Below are 20749 nucleotides of genomic sequence, written 5' to 3'. Positions count from 1 at the left end.
CCTCAGTGGCAGGGGAAGCCGGTCGCGTGACGGACGTCGTGCGCCGCATCGTGCAGCGCCGCCGCTTGCGCGTGCCCGGCCATCCAGAGGATGCCGACACCCAGCATCGCCGTGAAGGCAAGCGTGAGGGCCGTTGCCGGCCTTGCGGCGGAAATCGCGTGAGTGGTCATATGTCCCTCCTTGCCGCCCTTCCCGACGGCGGGTTGCGTTTCATGCCCGGCAGGTCTCCTGGCTTGCGGGTCGTGGCGCGTTGCCCTCCTTCCCCCCGAAGTCGCGGGAGTGGTTCGACGGGCAGGCGCTCACCGCTTACAGTCGCGGGGGCGGCTGCGGACTTGGGGCTCTCCCCGCACCGCATTCCCTCCAGTCCAGACGGGTGTTCCGCCGGAACCGGACATGGGGTCATGTAACGCGCCGCCGTCCGCCTTGTCCATCGCCTTCGGCGACGCTTCGCGCCTCGTCCGCGACCTTGCGTGGGACGGATGGGAGGGCTTGCGTATTTCAGGCAAGATGAAGGTCAGCCGCGTTCGAGAAGGTAGGTGTCCATGATCCAGCCGTGCGCGGCGCGCGCCTCGGCGCGGACGCGGACGATAGTCTCGGCGACTTGGGACAACGGCCCGTGGACCAGGATCTCGTTCTCCATCCCGAGGAAGGCGCCCCACCAGATGGTGAGGCCGTCCGGATCGAGCGACAGGAAACTCGTCTCGCCGTCGAGGAGGACCGCGACACGATCGGCGCCTTCAGGCCATCCGTGGTCGCGGACTTGCCGGCCCGTGGTGATGAGCACGGTCGCGTTGATGCGGTTGAGCGGAATGGCGTGCGCCGCCGTCAGCGCCTGAAGCGCCGTGATGCCGGGGATGACGCGGATCCTCGGCGCGGGGGAAAGCCGGTCGGCGATCCTCAGTGTGGAATCGTAGAGCGACGGGTCGCCCCACACCAGCAGAGCGACCGTCCCCGCCTCGGGCGGCAAGGCCGCGACCCAGGCCGCGGCGATGGCGTCGTGCCAGGCGTCGACGCCCGCGCGGTAGTCGCCCGAGGCATCGCGCACCGGCAGGTCGAAGAGACGCACCTTCGCCTCGACGCCGAGGTCCCGGCAGATCGCCAGCCTCAGATCCGCGAGGTCGCCCTTTCCCTCTTTCCGCGGCACGAGGATGACCTCCGCCGCCCGGATTGCCGCCTCCCCCGCGCGGGTCAGGTGGTCGGGGTTGCCCGTGCCGATGCCGACGAGGACCAACTCACGCATCGGGCGTGCCCGTCAGCGCGCCGTAGAGGATCAGCGTCGGCGCCCTGTCCGGATCCTCGTTGCGCAGCCGTGCAGCCAGGCCAGCGACCGTCGTGCGCGTCAGGCTCTCCTCCGGCGTCGACACGCCAACCGCCATCAGCGCGGGCGTCTCTCCCGGCAGGCCGCTGGCGATCAGAAGGTCGGCGAGGTCCGCGAAGGTGCGCCGCCCCATGTAGACCACAGTCGTCGCTTCCGCATCCGCGAGCGCGGCGAGGTTCAGCGCTTCGGGCAGACGTCCCGTCAGGTCGTGCCCGGTGACGAACTGAAGCCGCCGGGCGGTCAGGCGGCGCGTGAGCGGGATGCCAGCCGCCGCCGCCGCCGCACAGGCCGAGGGCACGCCGGGGACGATCTCGAAGGGGATGCCTGCCGCACGCAGCGCCTCGATCTCTTCCTCGAGCCGCCCGAAGACGCCGCCGTCCCCCGACTTGAGCCGCACGACACGCCCGCCCGCCTGCGCATAGTCGACGAGAAGCCGACTGACGTGGTCCTGCCTGGGAGAGGCGCGGCCAGCGCGTTTGCCGACGCTCACGAGGTCGGCCGAGGGATTGGCGTGGCCGAGGATGTCGCCAGCGGACAGGTCGTCGTAAAGGACCGCGTCCGCGCGCGACAGCCGGTCCACAGCCTTCAGCGTCAGAAGTTCGGGATCACCGGGACCCGAGCCCACGAAGCTGACGAATCCCGTCATGCCGCATCCTCCGCGATCAGGTGGAAGAAGGTGCCGGTGACGTTGCCCCGGCGCGATCCGGTCTCGGGAACGGGAGTGCCGTCGGCGTCGGTGACGGTAGCGAGCGGCGCGTCGGGCTGATCGAGGATGGTCGAATAGTGAAACTCGTGCCCCCTCAGCGCCGCGCCGGGCGCAAAGCCGGGCATGGCCGAGCCAAGCACCGCGCGGCGGTAGCCCAGGTGGAACTTCCGCGTCTCGTAGCTGGTCACGAGGCCCAGAAGCCCCGCCATCTCGTGACGCGCGCCCTCCTTGTCGATCAGCCCCGCGCCCAAGGCCATGTAGCCGCCGCACTCGCCGTGGACCGCCTTCGTCGCGGCATGCGTCCGCAGGCCCGCAAGAAAGCGCTGCGCCGAAGCGATGCGCCCCGCGTGCAGCTCCGGGTATCCCCCCGGCAGCCATACGAGGTCGGCGTCCGGCGCGGGCGGCTCATCTGCCAGCGGCGAGAACGGCAGGATCTCGGCTCCCGCCCGCCGCCAGCCTTCGAGGACATGCGGGTAGGCGAACGAGAAGGCCGCGTCCCGCGCCAGGGCAATCCGTTGCGCGGGCGGCTTGGGCAGGTGACCCGGTGCAGGCGGCGGCCCGCCTGCGGCGGCGGCGTGCAGTCGCGCCATGTCGACGTGATCGCGCAGGAAGACGGCATAGGAGGCGATGGCGGCATCGAGGTCGGGATGCTCGACCGCCTGGATCAGGCCCAGGTGTCGCTCGGGCAGCGCGAGGTCGCCGCGCCTCGGCAGGACGCCGAGAACCTCGACGCCCGCACGGTCCATCCCCAGCCGCGCCAGCCGTTCGTGCCGGGGGCTGGCGACCCGGTTCAGGATCACGCCCGCGAAGGGCAACTCGGGGTCGTAGGCGCGAAATCCCATGGCCGTCGCCGCCGCCGACTGCGCCTGCCCGCCCACGTCAAGGACAAGGACCACCGGCCAGCCCATCAGCCGCGCCGTCTCGGCCGAGGAGCCGAAGCCCGTCGCGCCCTTCCCCGCGACGCCGTCGTAAAGGCCCATGGAGCCTTCCGCGATCACCAGATCCGCGCCCTCCGCTTCCGCCGCAACCGCCCCCAGCAGTTCCGGCGCCATCGCCCAGGTGTCGAGGTTGAACGACCGCCGCCCCGCCGCCGCCTCGTGGAAGGCGGGGTCGATGTAGTCCGGGCCCGACTTGAAGGGCTGCACCGTCAGCCCTTCGTCGCGAAAGGCCCGCAGAAGGCCGAGCGCCACCGTGGTCTTGCCGGTGCCCGAGGAGGGCGCCGAGATGAGAAGGCCGCGCGTCATTCGTCCCCGACCGAGGTGAAGGGGCTGTCGGCACTCTGCGGCCGGTAGCGCCGGTCATAGTCGGCGGAATAGAGCGCCGAGCGCACCTCCGTCTCGCCGCCGAGCGCGGGGCCCACGAGAATGAGCGCGGTGCGCGTCACCTCCTCGGGCACGAGGCCGGCGATGTCCGACAGGCGCCCCCGGATGATCCGCTCGTCGGGCCAGCTTGCGCGGAAGACGACCGCGACCGGGCAGTCCGCGCCGTAGTGCGGCGCAAGCCGTGCCACGACGCCGTCGAGCCGGTGGATCGAGAGGTGAATGGCCAGCGTGGCCCCAGTCGCGCCGAAGGCCTCCAGCGTCTCGCCCTCGGGCATCGCCGAGGCCCGCCCCGACGTCCGCGTCAGCACCACCGACTGCGCGACGCCGGGAAGCGTCAGCTCGGCCCCAAGTGCCGCCGCCGCCGCCGCGAAGGCCGGAACGCCCGGTGTCACGCTGACGGGGATGTTCAGCGCCTTCAGCCGCGCCACCTGCTCGCCCATGGCCGACCAGACCGACAGGTCGCCCGAATGGAGCCGTGCGACGTCCAGCCCTTCGGCATGGGCCGCCTCGCACTCCGCGATGATGGCGTCGAGGTCGAGGGGCGCCGTGTTCACGATCCGCGCGCCCTCCGGACAATGCGCGAGTATCGCCCGCGGCACCAGCGACCCGGCGTAGAGGCAGACCGGCGACGCCGCGATCAGGTCGCGCGCCCTGAGCGTCAGGAGGTCGGGCGCTCCGGGGCCGGCACCGATGAAATGAACGGTCATGGGGTCTCTCCCGTGATGGCGATGGCGCAGGTGGCAAGACGGTCGGGCGACACCGCGCGAGGGGCGACGAGCCTCGCCCCCGGCCCCGCAGAGGCAAGTGCTGCCGCTTCGGCGAGGCTGCCCGTGTCGTCGGTCTCGCGGCTTCGGCCCTCGGTCGCGGTCGCGGTGGAGGTCAGACGCTCCGGCGACACCGCTTCGGCCGGAAGGCCGAGACGCGAGGCGAGGCCGGTAAAGGCGCTTTCGCTCGCCTTCCGCGAGGCGGTGGCGAGACGGACGACGCCCCCCGCCCCGCCTGCCGCGTCGAGCGCGGCGAGAAGACTTTCGACCGTGGCCTGCGACCGGAACCCGAAGCCCGCGACCCTGATGGCGTCCGAAGCGGCGCTGCCCCCGCCTCGCTCGCGCTCGGCCCCCCCCCGGAGTATTTGGGGACAGAAGAGGCTCACAGCGTCACGCTCCACTGGACGACGGGATAGGCGGCCTTCCAGCCCCGGAAGCGGCCGAGCGGCTGCGGTTCGGACAGGTCGATCCTCAGAAGTTGCCCGCCGAGCCTCGCCTGCGCCTGTGTCACCAGCGCCTCGGTCTCGAGCGTCACGGCGTTGGCGACGAGGCGGGTGCCGGGTGACAACCGCGCCTCGAGATGGTCGAGGAGCCTTTCGTCGAGCCCCCCGCCCACGAAGACGGCCTGCGGCTCGGGAAGACCCTCCAGCGCTTCGGGCGCCCGGCCCAGGGCGACGTGCAGACGGTCCTGGCCGAGGGCGCGGGCGTTCTCCTCGATGCGCGCGGCACGGTCGGGGCGCGCTTCGACCGCTGCCGCCGTCATAGACGGATGGCACAGCAGCCATTCCAGCGCCACGGACCCCGACCCCGCACCGATGTCCCACAGAGTTTCGCCCGGCCTCGGCGCCAGGGCAGCGAGCGTCAGGGCGCGGACCGGGGCTTTGGTGATCTGGCCGTCGTTCGCGAAAGTCGTGTCAGGGCGGCCGGGAGCGAGGGCCAGGCCGGCTGCGCCCGAGACCTCGACCGCCACGAGGACCGGGTGGACGACATCCGCCGGCGCCCCGCTGGACGCGATGAACCTCCGCACCCTCTCCCTCGGGCCGCCAAGAGCCTCGAGGACATGGACACGGCTTTCGCCGACCCCAGCTTCCGCCAGCCACCTCGCCAGTCCGTCGACCGCAGCGCCGTCGCGCAGGGTGACGAGAAGGCGTGCGCCCTCGTGCAAATGCGGAACCAGGCGCGCGAATGGCGAAGCATGCAGCGCAAGGCAGGTCGTTTCGTCCAGCGCCCATCCCAGCCGCGACGCGGCCAGCGAAAAGCACGACGGCGCCGGCAATGCGGTCCACTCGGCCGGTGACAGCGCGCGCGCGATCACGGACCCCGCGCCGTGCCAGAAGGGATCGCCCGACGCCAATGCGACCACGCGGCGTCCGCGTAGCCGCAGCAGGACCGGCAAGCCGTCTGCGAAAGGCACCGGCCATTCGATGCGCTCGGCCCGTGACGCCGGGAGAAGGGACAGGTGACGAGGGGCTCCCACGATCGCCTCAGCCTCTTCGATCGCCCGCAGGCTTGCGGCTGAGAGGCCATCCGGGCCATCCTCGCCCAGACCGACGATGGTGAGCCAGGGGTCAGCCATGCGCCCGAACCTGTTGATCCTGGGAGGCACGACCGAGGCGAGCAGCCTCGCCCTGCGCGTCGCGCGCATGGAGGTCGACGCCACCCTGTCCTATGCCGGACGCGTCGCGCGCCCGATGGAACAGCCGATCCCGACCCGCTCGGGCGGCTTCGGCGGGGTGGAGGGGCTGGCGGCCTACCTGCGCGAGAGGGCCGTGACCCATCTGGTCGACGCCACCCATCCCTTCGCAGCCCGAATTAGCGCCAATGCCGTCGAAGCGGCGCGGATCGCTGGCGTTCCCTTGGTCGCGCTGGTCCGTCCGCCCTGGACGCCGGTGGACGGGGATGACTGGCGGCACGCCGTCGACATGAACGCCGCACGCGAATATCTTGGAACAGATCGGAAAACCGTCTTTCTTGCCATCGGACGCCAAGATCTCGCCGCCTTCGCCGGGAGCCCACATCGCTATCTCCTCCGCGTCGTCGAACCGCCCATGGAACGCTTCCCGCTGGACGACTACACCGCCGTCGTCGCGCGCGGTCCGTTCGACGTCGACAGCGACCGTCGGCTGCTCGAGGAGCACGGCGTCGAGGTCGTCGTCTCGAAGAATGCGGGGGGCGACGGCGCACGCGCGAAGCTCGACGCGGCGCGCGCGCTTGGGCTGCCGGTCGTGATGATCGACCGGCCACCCATGCCGCCCCGGCACGAGGTCGCGACGGTGGACGATGTGATCGACTGGCTCGCTCATTCCGGCACCGAACGCGGGGTGTAGACGATCTCGGTCCGGTTTGGACGCGCGATGCGCCGGGTCAGGGACGAGCCGAGGATGACCAGCGTGCGCATGTCTGCCATCTCGGGTCGCGCCTCGGCGAGCGTGACCGTTCGCAGGTCCTCGTCCAGCGTCGAGACGGCGCGGGCGAAGATCATCAGGCGCTCGGGCTCGCAGACATCGCGCAGAAGCTCCAGAACGCGGGCAAAACCCTCGGGACGGGAGTTGGAGCGCGGGTTGTAGAAGGCGCAGGCAAAGTCGGCCTCGACGGCGAGACGCAGGCGCTTTTCGATCAGCGCCCAGGGCTTGAGGTTGTCCGACAGGTTGATCGCACAGAAGTCGTGACCAAGCGGCGCACCGGCTCGCGCGGCAGCCGCGAACATGGCAGAAACGCCGGGCAACACCCTGATGTCGATGTGTTTCCAGGCATCTGGCCCTTCCTCCAACGCCTCGAATACGGCCGAGGCCATGGCGAACACGCCCGGATCGCCCGAGGACACAACCACGACTCTGCGACCAGAGGCGGCCAGGTCGAGAGCGTGGCGCGAGCGGTCGATCTCGACGCGGTTGTCGCTGGCGTGCTTCGTCAGTCCGCCGCGGTCCGGGACGCGCGCGACGTAGGGGACGTAACCGACGACGTCGGTCGCCTGCGCAAGAGCGCCCGAGACCTCGGGCGTCACGAGGCCCTCGCCGCCTGGTCCCAGCCCGGCGATGACGAGCCAGCCGGTCACGGACGCCGTCCTTGTCCGTGGACGACGACGATCGAGAAATAGGGCGCGACGTGGTCGGCGGGTACGTCAGACAGGCGCCGCACGGTCTGACCGGGCATCGCGGCATATTCGATGAGCCAGGCCCTGTCGGCCTTAGCTGCGGCCTGCAACGCCCTGACGATCTTTGGGAAATTTCGCCCGATCTTCATCACGACCAAGGCGTCCGCAGCCTCCATATGGCGCGCGAGGTCCGCCTCGGCCAGGGTCCCCATGACAACCGTCAGAACGTCGTCTCCCCAGGTGATGGGCTGACCGGTCGCCGTCCATGCGGCGGACATGCCGGTGATCGCGGGCACCACCTCGACCGGGACGCGGTCGCGGAGACGCGCGTGGAGGTGCATGAAGGAGCCGTAGAAGAAAGGATCGCCCTCGCACAGCACCACGATATCCTCGCCCGCCAGGGCAAGGGCCGCGAGGTGGTCCGTCACCTGGGCGTAGAAAAGCGAGAGCGTCTCGTTGTAGGCGGGGTCGGAAAGCGGGATTTCGGTCGTGACCGGGTATTCCATCGCGAACTCGACCGCACCGCCCGGCACGAGGTCGCCCGCAAGTGTCCGCGCCTGTCCTGCACGACCGGCCTTGCGGAAGTAGGCGACGTGACGGGCGTTGGTCAGAAGCCGATACGCGCGGACGCTCATCAGCTCCGGATCGCCCGGGCCGAGACCGACGCCGTAAACCGTGCCGGTCATTCGGCGCGGCTCGCGATGGCGTTGATGGCCGCGACGGTGATGGCGCTTCCTCCCAGACGGCCCTCGACGATGCAGCACGGCACGGGTTGGTCGGCCCAGAGCGCAGCCTTCGACTCCGCCGCACCGACGAAGCCGACCGGGCAGCCGATGATCGCGGCGGGCCGGGGGCAGTCGGGGTCCTGGAGCATGTTGAGGAGATGAAAGAGAGCGGTCGGGGCGTTGCCGATTGCGACGAGTGCGCCCTCCAGATGCGGACGCCAGAGTTCAAGCGCGGCGGCGGATCGCGTGTTCCCCATCTCCCGCGCCATCTCCGGCACACGCGGGTCGTGCAGGGTACAAATGACCTCGTTCTGCGCTGGCAGGCGATGGCGCGTGACGCCCTCGCTGACCATCCGCGCATCGCAGAGGATCGGCGCGCCCGCGTTCAAGGACGAGCGAGCTTCGGTTGCGAAACCCTTGGAGAACCGTATGAATTCCGCAAGACCAACCATGCCCGCGGCATGGATCATGCGGACCGCCAGAGGCTCCTCGTCCGCAGTGAACCGTGCCAGGTCGGCCTCGGCGCGGATCGTGCGGAACGACTCCGCATAGATCGCGGCGCCGTCCATTTCGTAGGTGTATGTCATGCCCCGAACCGCTCCAGAACCTGGGCCCGCGTCAGCCCCCGCGCTTCCGGCACATCGGACGCGCGCCCGTCCCTGACCACATCGTAGAGCCCGTCGCAACCGACAACGGTCAACGGCGCCGGATCGGGATGTGCGCATCCCTTCGCGCAGCCCGAGACGTGGAGGCCGGGGGGCACCTGAAACGCAAGTCGGCGGGCCATGTCGCGGGTCTCGACCGTGCCCTGCGGACAGAGAGGGGCGCCGGGACAGGCGTGGCTCGCAAGGACGGGGTTGCCGGGTGTGGTTATGAGGACGTGAGAATGACTTTCTATAAGTTTATCATATGCCTGCGTGGCGTCATTCAACACGATCATCCGCCACGGCGTCACGTCGAGCGTGCTACAGCCCGAGGCGCACAGCGCCGAAAGATCGTCCGCCCTCAGTTGGCCGAAGGCCACGCCGACGGACAGCGATCCACCATGCGGGCCGACGTCCAGGCGCGGCGCAACGGGGCCCGGGTCGGCGCAAGTCCAACCCGAGGGAAGTTCGACCGATGCGATATGCCGCTTCATACGCCCGCTTTCCCGTCCGCCCGTTTCCACAAACCACCATGCCATCTCAATCAGGGCGTCGACCGCCTCGTCCTCGGTCACGGGACGCCCGCGCAAGGCGCCATCGGCGCGCAGGATCAGCCCGCTTTCCCCGCTTTCGAGCCTGAAATCCCCCGATACGCCGTCGAGGATGCGCGCCGGTCCGGTGTCGATGACATGGCCGATCTTGGCGGGCATCGCGGGCAGGTCGCCAAGCCGCGCTTCAAGGGCCGTGCCAAGACGGTCGGTCTGGTCGCCCCCGGACCATCCGGGCGCGGCGACGATGGCGCGGCGGGCGTCCATCTCGGGATCGGCGTCGACCAGACCGGCGTCGATGAGCGCAGCGAGAAGCCGAGGGTGCGAGGCCTCGCTCACACCCCGGACCTGAAGATTGGCGCGGCTCGTCACGTCGATCATGCCGTTGCCGTGCGACTTTGAAAGCTGTGCGAGCGTAAGAGCCTGATCCGCCGTCAGCTGCCCCAGGCGCGGCTTCACGCGGACCACCAGCCCGTCGCCAGACATCATGGGACGGTGCGCGCCGGGGCACCAGCCTCGGACGAGGGGCGCGCTCACGGCACCATCTCCGCCCGGATCGAGTTGCGCCGCGTGACCCAGAGCCCAGCCGCGGCAAGGGCGGCGAAGCGGTCGCGCATGGCGGCGAGGGCGGCGGGGTTCGCCTGCTCGAGAAAGGCCGTCACGGCGTCGTCCCCAAGCGTCGCATCCCAGAAGCTGTCGAAAAGATGCGGGCCGACAGCGTCGGCGAGGTTCGCGAAAGCGGCCATGTGGTCGAGCGTCGCCGCGATCTCGGCCGCGCCCCGGAAGCCGTGGCGGCGCATTCCGGCGATCCAGTCGGGGTTCGCCGCGCGGGCATGAACGACGCGCGCCACCTCCTCGGGCAGCGTGCGGGCGCGGGGGCGCGCGGGGTCGGTGTTGTCGACATGATAGAGCGCCACTCTCCCCCCACCAGCCCGCGCCCTGGCGGCGGCGAAGCCCGCCTCGTGAGCGGCATAGTCGGCGGCGAGAAGGATGTCGGTCTCGGGCAGATCCTGAAGGTGAACGAAGGCATCGGCGGCGGCGACGCGCGCCGCGATGCCGTCCCGGTCGCGCGCCGTGTCCGGGCCGTCGAGCGCGAAGGCGCTGTGGTCAAGCCAGGCGTCGCCTGCGCGCGCACGGCCCCCGTGCGTCAGGTCGAGTTCGGCGTGATCCATGCCGAGGCCGTAGTGACCGGGGCGCGGGCCATAGACGCGTGCCTCGCCCTGCCCGACGTAGGGGTTGAAGTCCTCGGCCTCGTCACGCGCCGACAGGGCGCGGACGGCCTGGGCGAAGAGCGCCGTGAGCGAGGGGAAGACGTCCCTGAAGAGACCGGACACCCGCAGCGTCACGTCAAGGCGCGGCCGGTCGAGTTCGGCAAGCGGCAGGATCTCGATGCCCGAGACTCTTTCGGAGCCCTTGTCCCACACCGGCTTCACGCCGATGAGGTGCAGCGCCATGGCGAATTCCTCGCCCGCCGTGCGCATGGTGGCCGACCCCCAGAGATCGACGACCAGCGCGCGCGGCCAGTCGCCCTGGTCCTGGAGGTGGCGGCGGACCAGTTCCTCGGCCAGCCTGACGCCTTGAGCCTGGGCGGCTCGCGTCGGGACGGCGCGGGGGTCGGTGGTGTAGAGGTTGCGGCCCGTGGGCAGCACGTCGGTGCGACCGCGATAGGGTGAACCGGAGGGGCCGGCCTCGATGCGACGGCCGTCGAGCGCGGCCAGAAGTGCGGGGCGTTCGGCCCCGGCGACGTCGTCGCCCCAGATGTGCAAGCCATCGCCGAACTGGCTTTCCTTCACGTCGCAGACGAAACGGTCGATGCGAGTGATCGCCTCGGCGGCGGACGCGGCGCGGTCGAGCCCGAGGTCGTCCTCGACACCAAGCGCGCGTGCCTCGGCCCGGATGTCGGATTGCAGCCGATCGCGGCGGCGGGGGTCGAGGCCGTCGGCGTTGGAGAACTCGTCGAGCAGCGCCTCGAGCGTTGCGAGCCGGTCCGGTGTTTTCGAGACGGCGAGCGGCGGCGGGACGTGGCCGAGCGTCACCGCCCCGATCCGCCGCTTGGCCTGCGCCGCCTCGCCGGGGTCGTTGACGATGAAGGGATAGATCACGGGCATCGCCCCGGTCAGCGCCTCGGGCCAGCAGGTCTCGGACAGCGCCACGGCCTTGCCCGGCAGCCATTCGAGCGTGCCGTGCGCGCCGATGTGAAGAAGGGCGTCGGCCTGCGTCCGAAGCCAGAGATAGAAGGCGACGTAGGCATGGCGCGGGGTGCGCGAAAGGTCGTGGTAGTCGTCGGCGCGGGTCCCGGGTGTGCCGCGTTCGGGCTGGAGGGCGATGAGCGCGTTGCCGTGCCGTTCGGCGGCAAAGGTGAAGGCGCCGTCCGTCGCGTCGGGGTCGTCCTCGGGGTCGCCCCAGGCTGCGTGAAGGTCGGCGCGCAGGACCTCGGGCAGCGTCTCCAGGGCCGCGCGATAGACCTCGAGCGGCCAGCGGATGCTCTCGGGCGCCGCGTGTGCGTCGCCTGTCAGAGTGGCGGCGAAGGCCGTGTCCCGGACCGTCACGCCATAACCCGCGCCGGAGAGGTCACGCAGGATCGCCCCCGCCGAGGCCAGCGCGTCGAGGCCCACGGCGTGCGCCATCTGCCAGTCCTTGCCGGGGTAGGTCGACAGGACCAAGGCCACGCGCCGCTCAGCGCAGGGCGTCGCGGAGAGCCTCACCCAGGCTGCGACGCGGTCGGCTGCGGCCTCCACCCTGCCCGCGTGCGCGGCATGGCCGGCGACGGCGATCTGGCAGTCGGCGTCCCAATCTCCCGGTGCCTTGAACGAGGCCACGCCCGCGAAGAGGCGACCGTCGACCTCGGGCAGGACGACATGCATCGCGAGATCGGCGGGCGAGAGGCCTCTGGCTGCCTCCTCCCAGGCTTGCCGCGTCGCGGTCGAGAGCGCGACCTGGAACACCGGGACGCCCCCGGCGTCGAGGGGCGAGGCACCCTCGACCCCTTTGCCCGAGAAGGCGGTTGCGTTCACGATGGCCGAGGGTTTCAGCGTGGCGATGCGGGCGGCGAGCCAGCGCGCCGCGTCGGGCTCCTTCAGGGACGGAGCGAAGAGGCCGAGGGCCCGGAAATCCCGCGCCTCGAGCGCCGCCATAAGCGCCTCGACGGGAGCGGTGTCGGCGGCGGCGAGGTAGGCGCGGTAGAAGACAACAAGCGCCAGCGGGCGCGTGTCGGGCTGACCGGGGCAACCCGCCGCGCAGGTGTTGCAGGCTGTGCCACCCTGCGCGCCTCGGCCTGCCGTCCAGCAGCCGAAGGGCGGCAGGCGCTTCTCGCCCACAACCGGACCGGCATAGAACCCCGCCGCCAGCGCCAGTTGCGCCAGCGCCGCCTCGGCCGCGATGGCGCCGCCCTCGCCTGCCAGCGCATTCAGCCGCGCCAGCGTGGCGCGGGGTACTGTGGAGAGCGCCTCGAGCGCCGGATCGGGCCGTCCGTCGCCCGGCAGGACGGCGAGGACGAGGCCCTGCCGGTCCGCCATCTCGCGCAGGCGGGCGAGGCCGTAGGACCAGTAGCTTTGCCCGCCGATCAGCCGCACGAGGACCGCCTTCGCGCCTGCGAGCGTGGCGTCTGCATAGGTGTCGACCGAAACCGGGTGCGTCAGAGCAGAGAGGTTCGCCAGACGCAGCGACGGCAGCGGCCGTCCCGCGTCGCGCGCCCGGTGCCAGCCCGCGCGGAAGGCCGAGAGGTCGCTGTCCGAGAAGGACAGGACCACGAGGTCGCCCGGGCTCTGGCCGAGGTCCCTCGGCGTGTCGCTTTCCTCGAGGCCGTGGCTTTCCCGGAAGACGACGTGCATCTGCGTCAGCCCTGCGTCGCGCAGCGCGGGGGCACCGGAGTGCGTATTTGGAGCAAGATGAAGCGGGGTTTCACGTCGTCACGGCCTCGGGCAGGAGTGCCGAGCGGATGGCTTGCGCGTCGATGTCGTCGTGTTCGGCGATGACGACGAGACGGCCCACTCGCGCCTCGCCGGGAGCCCAGGGCCTGTCGAACTGATGGCGGATGCGGGTGCCGACGCCCTGCAGGAGCAGGCGCATGGGCTTGCCCTTCACGGCGGCATAGCCCTTGACGCGCAGGATGTTCTGCCGTTCGGCGAGGCGGCGGACGCGGTCGGCCAGAGCCTCGGCGCTTTCGGCCTCGGGGATCTCGATGACGACGGTGTCGAAGTCGTCGTGGTCGTGGTCGTCGGCACCATCATGGTGCGAGGGGCGCGCGTCGAGGTCGTCCTCGACGGCCGCGCCAAGGCCCAGGATCACCCGGGCGTCGATGGCGCCCTCGGCGACCTCGATCACCGGCAGCGGGCGCGGCGCCTCTGCGGCGATGATCTCCTTCGCCCGCGCGACGCCCTCGGGACCGGCGAGGTCGGGTTTCGTCAGCAGCACCACGTCGGCGCAGGCGATCTGATCCTCGAAGACCTCCGAAAGGGGCGTTTCGTGGTCGATGCTCTCGTCCGCTGCGCGCTGTGCGTCCACCCGCGCCACGTCGGGCGCAAAGCGGCCCGCCGCGACGGCCTCGGCATCGGCCAGCGCGATGACGCCGTCCACCGTGACGCGGCTGCGGATCGCGGGCCAGTCGAAGGCGCGCAGCAAGGGTTTCGGCAAGGCGAGACCCGAGGTTTCGATCAGGATGTGATCGGGGCGCGGATCGAGGGCGAGGAGCGCCTCGATCGTCGGGATGAAGTCGTCGGCCACCGTGCAGCAGATGCAACCGTTCGCAAGTTCGATGATGTTCTCGGCGGGGCAGTCGGGGATGGCGCAGGACTTCAGGATCTCGCCGTCGACGCCCACGTCGCCGAACTCGTTGACGATGACCGCCAGCCGGCGGCCCTGCGTGGTGGCGATCAGATGGCGGATCAGCGTGGTTTTCCCTGCGCCGAGAAAGCCGGTGACGACAGTGACGGGGATCTTGGCGAGGTCGGTCATTCGGAAGCCTCCAGGGGCGGGATGCGGGCGATGCAGTTCTTGCGGAAGTGTTCCGGCCTCTCGCGCCATGGCACGAGGCCGTCGGGGGTGGCGCGGTAGCGCGCGACGCCTTCGAGGACGATTGCGACCTTCTCGGGGTCGAGGCGTCCGTAGACATAGGTCCAGCGGCGGGGGCCGCCCCTCAGCACGACCGAGCAGCCCTGGTCGCAGTTCGACAGGCATTCGACGGCGCGAAGCGTCACGCCCTCCGGCAGGTCGGCTTCGTCGAGAGCGGCGTGGAGGAGCGCGCCGGGGCGCGGCGCCTCGGGGTCGGGGAGGACGCCGTTGCGGCAGGTCGTGCAGACCAGAAGCTCGACGGTTGGAAGGTCGGTCACGCGGTCGTCCCGTTCGGTCTGGCCGGAGGGAAGACAACGAGCGGGCAAGCATGCCGGACCCGCCACCGGAACCCCCCGTCCGGTTACGTTTCTCGCGCTGGCAGGTCTCCCGGCTTGCGGATGTGAGGTCTTCCTCGCGGCGATCCGGCCTTCCCGGACATCTGGTCCAGTGGCCAATCGGATCGCCTCTCCGGTCACGGTCGCGGGGGCGGCTGCGCTTGAGGGGACGTCGCCCCCTGTCGCATTCCCTTTTCACCTGCACTAGACAGGCACCAGCACGGCGGCGACCCTCTGCCGGAACGTGTCCCTTGTCAAGAAGCCGAAGGCCAGATCCGATGACCGACGACGCCGCCCGCCACGCCGAGAAGATGAAGAAGATCAAGGCCGCCCGCGACCGGATGATGGAGAGCAAGACCGGCGAAAAGGGCCTGATCGTCGTGCTGACCGGCAAGGGCAAGGGCAAGTCGTCCTCGGCCTTCGGGATGCTGACGCGCGCCGTGGCGCACAAGATGCCGGCGGGCGTCGTGCAGTTCATCAAGGGCGCCTGGGGCACGGGCGAGCGCGACTTCTTCGAGGGCATGAGCGGCGTCACCTGGGTGACCTCCGGCGAGGGCTTCACCTGGGAGACGCAGGACCGCGACCGCGACATCGCGGCGGCGACGGCCGGCTGGGAGCGCGCGAAGGAGATGATCCGCGACCCCGCCATGCGCTTCGTCCTTCTCGACGAGATCAACATCGCGCTGCGCTACGATTACCTGGAGATCGACGAGGTGGTGGATTTCCTGCTGACCGAGAAGCCGCCGATGACCCATGTCGTGCTGACCGGGCGGAACGCCAGGCCCGAGTTGATCGAGGCCGCCGACCTCGTGACCGAGATGGAGCAGGTGAAGCACCCGTTCCGGGACGGGATCAAGGCGCAGGCGGGGATCGAGTTCTGATGCCACGATCCTTCTTCTTGGCCGAAATACTCTCGGGGGAGCCCGAGGGGGCGACGCGCCCCTCGGTCCTTCGCCGGGGATGAGCCGGGCGCTGATGATCCAGGGTACCGGCTCGAACGTGGGCAAGTCGGTGCTGGTGGCGGGACTGTGCCGGGCCGCGCGGCTTCGCGGACTGTCGGTGGCGCCCTTCAAGCCGCAGAACATGTCGAACAACGCCGCCGTCACCTCGGACGGGGGCGAGATCGGGCGGGCGCAGGCGCTTCAGGCGCTGGCTTGTGGCCTCGCGCCCCACACCGACATGAACCCGGTGCTGTTGAAGCCCGAGACCGAGGTGGGCGCGCAGGTCGTCGTGCAGGGACGCCGCGTGGCGACGGTGAAGGCGCGGGACTATGCCGGGATGAAGCCCGCGCTGATGGCGCCCGTGCTGGAGAGCTTCGGGCGGCTTCGGTCGGCGCATGGTCTGGTGCTGGTCGAAGGTGCCGGCTCTCCGGCGGAGGTGAACCTGCGTGCGGGCGACATCGCCAACATGGGCTTCGCCGTCGCGGCGGGGGTGCCGGTGGTGCTGGCAGGCGACATCGACCGGGGCGGCGTCATCGCGCAGATCGTCGGCACGCAGGCCGTGCTGGACGCCGAGGACGCCGCGCGGGTGAGAGGCTTTCTCATCAACAAGTTTCGCGGCGATCCGTCGCTTTTCGACGACGGCTACCGGCTGATCGAGGCACACACCGGCTGGCGCGGGTTCGGCGTGCTGCCGTGGTTTGCGGAGGCGGCGCGCTTGCCGGCGGAGGATGCGCTGGATCTGCGGTCCGGAGGGTCGGGCAAGTTCCACATCGTCTGCCTAGCTTTCAGCCGGATCGCCAACTTCGATGACCTCGACCCTCTCGCGGCCGAGCCCGGCGTGCGCCTGACGATGCTTCGCGCGGGCGCGGCTCTCCCGGGAGACGCGGATCTCGTGATCCTGCCGGGCTCGAAGTCGACGCGGGGCGATCTGGCCTATCTGCGGGCGCAGGGCTGGGACGTGGACCTTGCGGCGCATGTCCGGCGCGGCGGGCGTATCCTTGGCATTTGCGGCGGCTTCCAGATGATGGGCCGCGTGGTGCGCGACCCGCAGGGCATCGAGGGACCGGCGGGCGAGACGGAGGGCCTCGGGCTTCTCGACGTCGAGACGGTGATGACGCCCGACAAGCGGCTGACCGAGACGGACGCCGTTCATGCAGGGACAGGCGTGGCGTTCCGGGGCTACGAGATCCACATCGGTGCGACCGAGGGTCCGGACCGGGCGCGGCCCTTCGCGCATGTGGACGGGCGGCCCGAGGGCGCCGTCTCGGCGGACGGGCGGATCGCGGGAAGCTACCTGCACGGCATGTTCCGCGACGATGCCTTCCGGCAGGCGTGGCTGGCGGCCGAGGGGGCACGGTCGTCGGACTTCGCCTATGGCGAGACGGTGGAGCGGACGCTCGATGCGCTCGCGGCGCACATGGAGGCGCACCTCGACCTCGATGCGCTTTTCGCGGCGGCGGAGTAGGTCAGGCGCGTAAGGCCGCCTCGATCTGCGTCCAATCCGCGCCATCCGGCAGGCCGAGACGGATCCAGCTCGTGGAATAGGGGAAGATGCGGCTCCAGACGCGCGCCTGTGCCAGACGCTCCTGCGCCGCGCGGGCGTCGGTCGTGCGGTAGAGGCGGAAAAGCGTGGTACCGCCTTCGACCGTCCAGCCCATGCCGGTCGCGAGGCTGTCGAGACGGTCGGCGTCCCGCGCCAGCCTGACGACCGTCTCGTCCCGCCAAGTTGAATCCGCGAGCGCCGCCTGACCGATGGCGATGGCGGGACCGGAGACCGGCCAGGGGCCAGACGCTTCGGCCAGAGCGGCGATGCGGTCCGGGGAGCCAAGGACGAAGCCCAGCCTCAGACCCGCGAGGCCGTAAAACTTGCCGAAGGAGCGCAGGATCAGGATGTTGGGCGTTCCCTCGTCCGCCATCGAAAGCTCCGGTTCAGGATCGGCGAAGCTCTCGTCGACGACGAGGAGACCGACCTTGCTTGCGAGCGCCGACAGAGCCTCACGAGACAACCTTCGTCCGTCGGGGTTGTTCGGGTTCACGACGACGGCGACGTCGGCACCTTCCAGCGCCTCGACCGACGCGACGGTCTCCGTCTCCCACCCTGCGCCCGCAAAGCTGGCCGCGTGCTCGTTGTAGGTCGGCCCCAGCACCCTCGCCCGGCCCCGTGGCAGGACGCGGGGCAGAAGCTGGATCGCCGCCTGTGCCCCCGCGACCGGCAGGACCGCTCCCGCCGCGCCATAGGCCGCCTGCGCCGCGTCCGAAAGGGCGTCGAAGTCGGCCCGCGTCGGCAAGGCGCCCCAGGCGCGCGCAGGGATGTCGGGCAGAGGGTACGGCGTCGGGTTGATGCCGGTCGACAGGTCGACCCAGTCGTCCGGCCCGCCGCCCCACCTCGCCATTGCCGCATCGAGGTTGCCGCCGTGATCGCGCATCAGAAAAGCGCCGCGAGAAGGAGAAGCGCAGCCGTAAAGAGCACCGTCCGCCGGAAGATGCGCAGGCCGAGGAACAGGTCCTCGGGCCGGGGATCGCCTGCGACGGGGTTGAGCCAGGGGTCGTTCGAAGGGACACCGTCATACATGCGCGGGCCCGACAGCCGCACGCCGAGCGCGCCCGCCATCGACGCCTCGGGCCAGCCCGCGTTCGGCGAGCGGTGGAGGCCCGCGTCGCGGCGCATGGTGCGGAAGGCGGGGCCGCGCGCGCGGGAGGCGACCGCGATCAGCGCCCCCGTCAGCCGCGCCGGGATCAGGTTCAGGACGTCGTCGATCCGCGCCGCACCCCAGCCGAAGTCACGGTAGCGCTCGTTCCGGTGCCCGATCATCGAATCGAGGGTGTTGGCGGCCTTGTAGGCGGCGATGCCCGGCAGTCCCAGAAGAGCGCCCCAGAACAGCGGTGCTACGACACCATCCGAGGCATTCTCGGCAAGGCTCTCGAGCGCCGCGCGCGCGACGCCCGCTTCGTCCAGCGCTTCGGGGTTGCGGCCCACGATCATGGCGACGGCGGCGCGGGCGGCGGCGGTGTCGCCGGTGACGAGAGGCGTCGCCACGCGCTCGACGTGGTCGTGAAGCGACCGTGCCGCGACAAGGGGCCATGCGAGGAGACCGGCGAGGAGGACGCCCGCCGCGCCATTCGGGAGGAGGGACTGAACGAGCCAGGCGAGAAGCGCCGCGAGAAGAATTAGCGCGATCGCGGAGGCGGCCCCGGCCGCGCGTCGGAAAGATGGCGTGTGATGCGAACGGTTGAGGGCTGCCTCGGCCAGGGACACCAGCCGTCCGAACCAGCCGACCGGGTGGCCGATGGCGCGGTAGAGGCGATCCGGCCAGCCGACGCCCGCGTCGATCGCAAGCGCCACCAGCATCGCCCCGGCCGCTGTCACGGACGACCGCCGGTGCGAAATCCGACAATGCCCTCGTAGCCGGCCTCGGACAGACGGTCGGCCGCCGAGGCATCCGCCCGCCCCGGCGCGAAGACGAGGCCTCTCGCCGAGCCGGTATGCGCGCGCACGAAGCCGAGCGCGCCGATCTCGCGCGCAAGCTCCTCGGTCGGGTCGCCCTCCGGTCCCCTCAGCGCCGTCGTGTGGCGGGCGGCTTCGGAGGCGATCCCGGCCAGTGCGCCACGGTCGGCATCGCGGGCGGCGCGCTCCCACATCGGTACGAGGTCGGCGATGTCGGGGAAAAGCGTGTCGTCCGCATCGGTGCGAATCGGCGCGCCCCAGAAGCCTCCGATCACGTCGAAGGCCGGCAGCGGCTCGAACCGGCGCAGCGCGCGCGCCTCGCGCGAGGCCCAAAGGAAGGTGTCGGGCGCATCGATCATCAGCGGGTCCACCGCGCCTTCCGCCCGCCGGCAGGCGGTGGCCAGCGCCTCTTCCCCCGGTGTGCGTCCCGCAACAGCGGCGAGTGCAAGGAGGCCGGCGGTCGAGGCCCCGGCCCCTCCGCCCGCGGGCATGTCGGCGGTGAGCGTCACCCGCAACAGCGGCAGCCCGCCCAGTTCGTGCAGGAAGGCGCGCGCCCGCGACTCGCCCAGAAGTCCGCCGTCGTCGATCGAGAAGCGGTCGGACGTTGCGGCCTCCGCCGTCACGCCAAGCACATCGCAGGCGAGCGTGACGAGCGCCACGGGACCGTCCGGCCCCAGACGGCCCTGCAGCCATTCGCCGAAGTGGCCGGTGATGCGGGTCATGCGAACCTCCCGTTGACGGAGCGGATCGCGAGACCGCCGTCGGCCAGCGCGCGGAACCGCGTGACGGACAGGGGATCAACCTCGAAGGCGAGACCCTGCGCCGCGTCGCCGAGCGCGATCCCGAGGGCCGCACGCACCGTTCCCGCGTGGGCGACGACCGCGACGGGGGCGTTCGCAGCCTCGCGGGCGGCGTCGCGGAGAGCGGGGGCGGCGCGGTCCGACATCGCGCGGAAGCTTTCGCCCGAGGGCGGCGCGTGGTCGGCGAGCGCGTCGCGGTCGAGGGGACCGAGATCGGGGATGTCGGCCCAGGAACGGCCGTCCCAGTCGCCGAAGTCCTGTTCGCGCAGCCGCTCGTCGGCCTGGACCACGCGTCCGGGCCAGAGAAGTTCCGCCGTGTCGCGGCAGCGGCGGGCGGGACTGATGCGCAGGGCGGCGACCTCGGGCACCCGGCCCGAAAGCGCCGCCAGGCTGGCGCGCGCGGCCTCGGTCAGATCGGTCTCACTCCGCCCGGCGAGACGGTCCCCGGTCCCGGCCTCGGCGTGCCGGATCAGGATGAGATCTCCGGCCGAAAACATGCGCAGCACCCCCCGCCTTTCCATCGTCCGAGCAATCTGCAATGTCATGGCGGCATGGGAAAGTCGATACTCGTCACCGGCGGCGCGCGGTCGGGAAAAAGCGCCATCGCCGAGGGTCTGGCGCTCAAGCTGCCAGGACGTCCGGTCTATATCGCCACGGCCGAAGCGCGCGACGGCGAGATGTCGGAGCGCATCCTGCGGCACCGCGCGCGGCGGGGGGACGAGTGGCGGACCGTGGAGGAACCGCTCGATCTCGTGGGCGTCTTGCAGGCCACGGACGGCGACGGGGCGCGCCTGGTCGACTGCCTGACGCTGTGGCTGTCAAACCTGATGGAGGCGGGCCAGGATCCCGTGGCGGAGGGCGAGGCGCTGGCTCGCGCGCTGGCCGCGCAGAGGGCGCCGGTGATCCTCGTGACGAACGAGGTCGGCTCGGGGATCGTGCCGGACAACGCCCTCGGCCGGGCGTTCCGGGATGCGGCGGGCGAGCTGAACCAGATGATTGCCCGGGCGTCGGACGACGTGTATCTGGCCGTGTCCGGCTGCCCCCTGAAGGTGAAGTAA

At 71.0% G+C, this 20749-nt stretch carries 22 protein-coding genes and 2 riboswitches; of the genes, 4 read left to right on the top strand and 18 right to left on the bottom strand.

Annotated elements, in window-relative coordinates:
• Nucleotides 1-2: 2 nt before the first annotated feature.
• From EF888_RS09310 to cbiE, 7 genes are all read right to left on the bottom strand, one after another.
• Nucleotides 3-170 carry a CbtB domain-containing protein gene (locus tag EF888_RS09310; protein ID WP_109758737.1) on the bottom strand — a complete coding sequence of 56 codons (168 nt, stop codon included), beginning with the start codon at nt 168-170 and terminating at the stop codon, nt 3-5.
• A gap of 31 nt (nt 171-201) precedes the next feature.
• A riboswitch (cobalamin riboswitch) is annotated at nt 202-407 on the bottom strand.
• A gap of 107 nt (nt 408-514) precedes the next feature.
• Entirely contained in the window at nt 515-1240 is a 726-nt protein-coding gene (gene cobF, locus EF888_RS09305) for a precorrin-6A synthase (deacetylating) (protein ID WP_109758736.1), read from the bottom strand.
• On the bottom strand, nt 1233-1964 hold the full coding sequence (cobA, locus tag EF888_RS09300) for a uroporphyrinogen-III C-methyltransferase (RefSeq protein WP_109758735.1): 732 nt from the start codon (nt 1962-1964) through the stop codon (nt 1233-1235). The genes cobF and cobA overlap by 8 nt, the downstream gene beginning before the upstream one ends.
• Nucleotides 1961-3268 (bottom strand): cobyrinic acid a,c-diamide synthase CobB, encoded by a 1308-nt coding sequence (locus EF888_RS09295; protein ID WP_109758734.1) that lies wholly within the window; start codon nt 3266-3268, stop codon nt 1961-1963. The genes cobA and EF888_RS09295 overlap by 4 nt, the downstream gene beginning before the upstream one ends.
• Nucleotides 3265-4053, bottom strand: coding sequence for a precorrin-4 C(11)-methyltransferase (cobM, locus tag EF888_RS09290; protein ID WP_109758733.1), 789 nt, complete (start codon nt 4051-4053; stop codon nt 3265-3267). Before cobM ends, EF888_RS09295 begins: the two co-directional genes overlap by 4 nt.
• Nucleotides 4050-4496: a cobalamin biosynthesis protein gene (locus EF888_RS09285; RefSeq protein WP_338143058.1), complete on the bottom strand. Its 447-nt coding sequence runs from the start codon at nt 4494-4496 to the stop codon at nt 4050-4052. Before EF888_RS09285 ends, cobM begins: the two co-directional genes overlap by 4 nt.
• Nucleotides 4493-5686: a precorrin-6y C5,15-methyltransferase (decarboxylating) subunit CbiE gene (gene cbiE, locus EF888_RS09280; protein ID WP_109758732.1), complete on the bottom strand. Its 1194-nt coding sequence runs from the start codon at nt 5684-5686 to the stop codon at nt 4493-4495. The genes EF888_RS09285 and cbiE overlap by 4 nt, the downstream gene beginning before the upstream one ends.
• Here cbiE and EF888_RS09275 point away from each other — a divergent pair.
• The gene (locus tag EF888_RS09275; protein WP_109758731.1) at nt 5685-6437 is read left to right on the top strand and encodes a cobalt-precorrin-6A reductase; all 753 of its coding nucleotides are present in this window, start codon (nt 5685-5687) and stop codon (nt 6435-6437) included. The two genes, cbiE and EF888_RS09275, sit on opposite strands and share 2 nt — an antisense overlap.
• Here EF888_RS09275 and cobJ read toward each other — a convergent pair.
• The 7 genes from cobJ to EF888_RS09240 form a co-directional block, all read right to left on the bottom strand.
• Nucleotides 6410-7165: a precorrin-3B C(17)-methyltransferase gene (cobJ, locus tag EF888_RS09270; RefSeq protein WP_109758730.1), complete on the bottom strand. Its 756-nt coding sequence runs from the start codon at nt 7163-7165 to the stop codon at nt 6410-6412. The genes EF888_RS09275 and cobJ overlap by 28 nt on opposite strands.
• The gene (gene cobI / locus EF888_RS09265) at nt 7162-7890 is read right to left on the bottom strand and encodes a precorrin-2 C(20)-methyltransferase (protein ID WP_109758729.1); all 729 of its coding nucleotides are present in this window, start codon (nt 7888-7890) and stop codon (nt 7162-7164) included. Before cobI ends, cobJ begins: the two co-directional genes overlap by 4 nt.
• Nucleotides 7887-8516 carry a precorrin-8X methylmutase gene (locus EF888_RS09260; RefSeq protein ID WP_109758728.1) on the bottom strand — a complete coding sequence of 210 codons (630 nt, stop codon included), beginning with the start codon at nt 8514-8516 and terminating at the stop codon, nt 7887-7889. Before EF888_RS09260 ends, cobI begins: the two co-directional genes overlap by 4 nt.
• Nucleotides 8513-9658, bottom strand: coding sequence for a cobalamin biosynthesis protein CobG (locus tag EF888_RS09255; protein ID WP_241239859.1), 1146 nt, complete (start codon nt 9656-9658; stop codon nt 8513-8515). Before EF888_RS09255 ends, EF888_RS09260 begins: the two co-directional genes overlap by 4 nt.
• Entirely contained in the window at nt 9655-12951 is a 3297-nt protein-coding gene (gene cobN / locus EF888_RS09250) for a cobaltochelatase subunit CobN (RefSeq protein ID WP_109758726.1), read from the bottom strand. Before cobN ends, EF888_RS09255 begins: the two co-directional genes overlap by 4 nt.
• A 70-nt stretch (nt 12952-13021) precedes the next feature.
• Nucleotides 13022-14074 carry a cobalamin biosynthesis protein CobW gene (cobW, locus tag EF888_RS09245; protein WP_109758725.1) on the bottom strand — a complete coding sequence of 351 codons (1053 nt, stop codon included), beginning with the start codon at nt 14072-14074 and terminating at the stop codon, nt 13022-13024.
• Nucleotides 14071-14448 (bottom strand): DUF1636 family protein, encoded by a 378-nt coding sequence (locus EF888_RS09240; RefSeq protein ID WP_109758724.1) that lies wholly within the window; start codon nt 14446-14448, stop codon nt 14071-14073. The genes cobW and EF888_RS09240 overlap by 4 nt, the downstream gene beginning before the upstream one ends.
• Nucleotides 14449-14530: 82 nt before the next feature.
• Nucleotides 14531-14740: riboswitch (cobalamin riboswitch) on the bottom strand.
• A gap of 43 nt (nt 14741-14783) precedes the next feature.
• Between EF888_RS09240 and cobO the strand changes: the two genes are divergently transcribed.
• Both cobO and EF888_RS09230 read left to right on the top strand, forming a co-directional pair.
• Complete coding sequence (gene cobO / locus EF888_RS09235) at nt 14784-15386, top strand: cob(I)yrinic acid a,c-diamide adenosyltransferase (RefSeq protein WP_109758723.1); 603 nt, start codon at nt 14784-14786, stop codon at nt 15384-15386.
• A gap of 79 nt (nt 15387-15465) precedes the next feature.
• Nucleotides 15466-16911, top strand: a complete 1446-nt coding sequence (locus EF888_RS09230) for a cobyric acid synthase (RefSeq protein ID WP_109758722.1) — start codon at nt 15466-15468, stop codon at nt 16909-16911.
• 1 nt (nt 16912) lies between these two features.
• Here EF888_RS09230 and cobD read toward each other — a convergent pair whose 3' ends face one another.
• From cobD to EF888_RS09210, 4 genes are read right to left on the bottom strand one after another with little or no spacing between them, the layout of a single operon-like run.
• Nucleotides 16913-17872: a threonine-phosphate decarboxylase CobD gene (gene cobD, locus EF888_RS09225; RefSeq protein WP_109758721.1), complete on the bottom strand. Its 960-nt coding sequence runs from the start codon at nt 17870-17872 to the stop codon at nt 16913-16915.
• Nucleotides 17872-18795 carry an adenosylcobinamide-phosphate synthase CbiB gene (gene cbiB / locus EF888_RS09220; protein ID WP_109758720.1) on the bottom strand — a complete coding sequence of 308 codons (924 nt, stop codon included), beginning with the start codon at nt 18793-18795 and terminating at the stop codon, nt 17872-17874. The genes cobD and cbiB overlap by 1 nt, the downstream gene beginning before the upstream one ends.
• 14 nt (nt 18796-18809) lie before the next feature.
• The gene (locus EF888_RS09215; RefSeq protein WP_109758719.1) at nt 18810-19613 is read right to left on the bottom strand and encodes a propanediol utilization protein; all 804 of its coding nucleotides are present in this window, start codon (nt 19611-19613) and stop codon (nt 18810-18812) included.
• A complete protein-coding gene (locus EF888_RS09210) occupies nt 19610-20236 on the bottom strand; it encodes a histidine phosphatase family protein (RefSeq protein ID WP_241239858.1) in 627 nt (208 codons plus the stop codon). The genes EF888_RS09215 and EF888_RS09210 overlap by 4 nt, the downstream gene beginning before the upstream one ends.
• A gap of 6 nt (nt 20237-20242) precedes the next feature.
• On the opposite strand from EF888_RS09210, the gene cobU reads away from it, so the two are divergent.
• A complete protein-coding gene (gene cobU, locus EF888_RS09205; protein ID WP_109758717.1) occupies nt 20243-20749 on the top strand; it encodes a bifunctional adenosylcobinamide kinase/adenosylcobinamide-phosphate guanylyltransferase in 507 nt (168 codons plus the stop codon).

This window comes from Silicimonas algicola, from assembly GCF_003970735.1.
GTDB lineage: Bacteria > Pseudomonadota > Alphaproteobacteria > Rhodobacterales > Rhodobacteraceae > Silicimonas > Silicimonas algicola.
The sequence above is the reverse complement of the archived record's forward strand: the minus strand, read 5'-3'. Positions and strand labels throughout refer to the sequence as shown.

Bases quoted from the DNA above. Each gene is read 5' to 3' on its own strand.
- cobM (WP_109758733.1), bottom strand. From the start codon at position 4,053: ATGACCGTTCATTTCATCGGTGCCGGCCCCGGAGCGCCCGACCTCCTG.
- cbiE (WP_109758732.1), bottom strand. From the start codon at position 5,686: ATGGCTGACCCCTGGCTCACCATCGTCGGTCTGGGCGAGGATGGCCCG.
- EF888_RS09210 (WP_241239858.1), bottom strand. From the start codon at position 20,236: ATGACATTGCAGATTGCTCGGACGATGGAAAGGCGGGGGGTGCTGCGC.
- EF888_RS09275 (WP_109758731.1), top strand. From the start codon at position 5,685: ATGCGCCCGAACCTGTTGATCCTGGGAGGCACGACCGAGGCGAGCAGC.
- EF888_RS09215 (WP_109758719.1), bottom strand. From the start codon at position 19,613: ATGACCCGCATCACCGGCCACTTCGGCGAATGGCTGCAGGGCCGTCTG.
- cobW (WP_109758725.1), bottom strand. From the start codon at position 14,074: ATGACCGACCTCGCCAAGATCCCCGTCACTGTCGTCACCGGCTTTCTC.
- EF888_RS09310 (WP_109758737.1), bottom strand. From the start codon at position 170: ATGACCACTCACGCGATTTCCGCCGCAAGGCCGGCAACGGCCCTCACG.
- EF888_RS09295 (WP_109758734.1), bottom strand. From the start codon at position 3,268: ATGACGCGCGGCCTTCTCATCTCGGCGCCCTCCTCGGGCACCGGCAAG.
- cobU (WP_109758717.1), top strand. From the start codon at position 20,243: ATGGGAAAGTCGATACTCGTCACCGGCGGCGCGCGGTCGGGAAAAAGC.
- cobO (WP_109758723.1), top strand. From the start codon at position 14,784: ATGACCGACGACGCCGCCCGCCACGCCGAGAAGATGAAGAAGATCAAG.
- cobD (WP_109758721.1), bottom strand. From the start codon at position 17,872: ATGCGCGATCACGGCGGCAACCTCGATGCGGCAATGGCGAGGTGGGGC.
- EF888_RS09260 (WP_109758728.1), bottom strand. From the start codon at position 8,516: ATGACATACACCTACGAAATGGACGGCGCCGCGATCTATGCGGAGTCG.
- cobA (WP_109758735.1), bottom strand. From the start codon at position 1,964: ATGACGGGATTCGTCAGCTTCGTGGGCTCGGGTCCCGGTGATCCCGAA.
- cobF (WP_109758736.1), bottom strand. From the start codon at position 1,240: ATGCGTGAGTTGGTCCTCGTCGGCATCGGCACGGGCAACCCCGACCAC.
- cbiB (WP_109758720.1), bottom strand. From the start codon at position 18,795: ATGCTGGTGGCGCTTGCGATCGACGCGGGCGTCGGCTGGCCGGATCGC.
- cobN (WP_109758726.1), bottom strand. From the start codon at position 12,951: ATGCACGTCGTCTTCCGGGAAAGCCACGGCCTCGAGGAAAGCGACACG.
- EF888_RS09230 (WP_109758722.1), top strand. From the start codon at position 15,466: ATGAGCCGGGCGCTGATGATCCAGGGTACCGGCTCGAACGTGGGCAAG.
- cobI (WP_109758729.1), bottom strand. From the start codon at position 7,890: ATGACCGGCACGGTTTACGGCGTCGGTCTCGGCCCGGGCGATCCGGAG.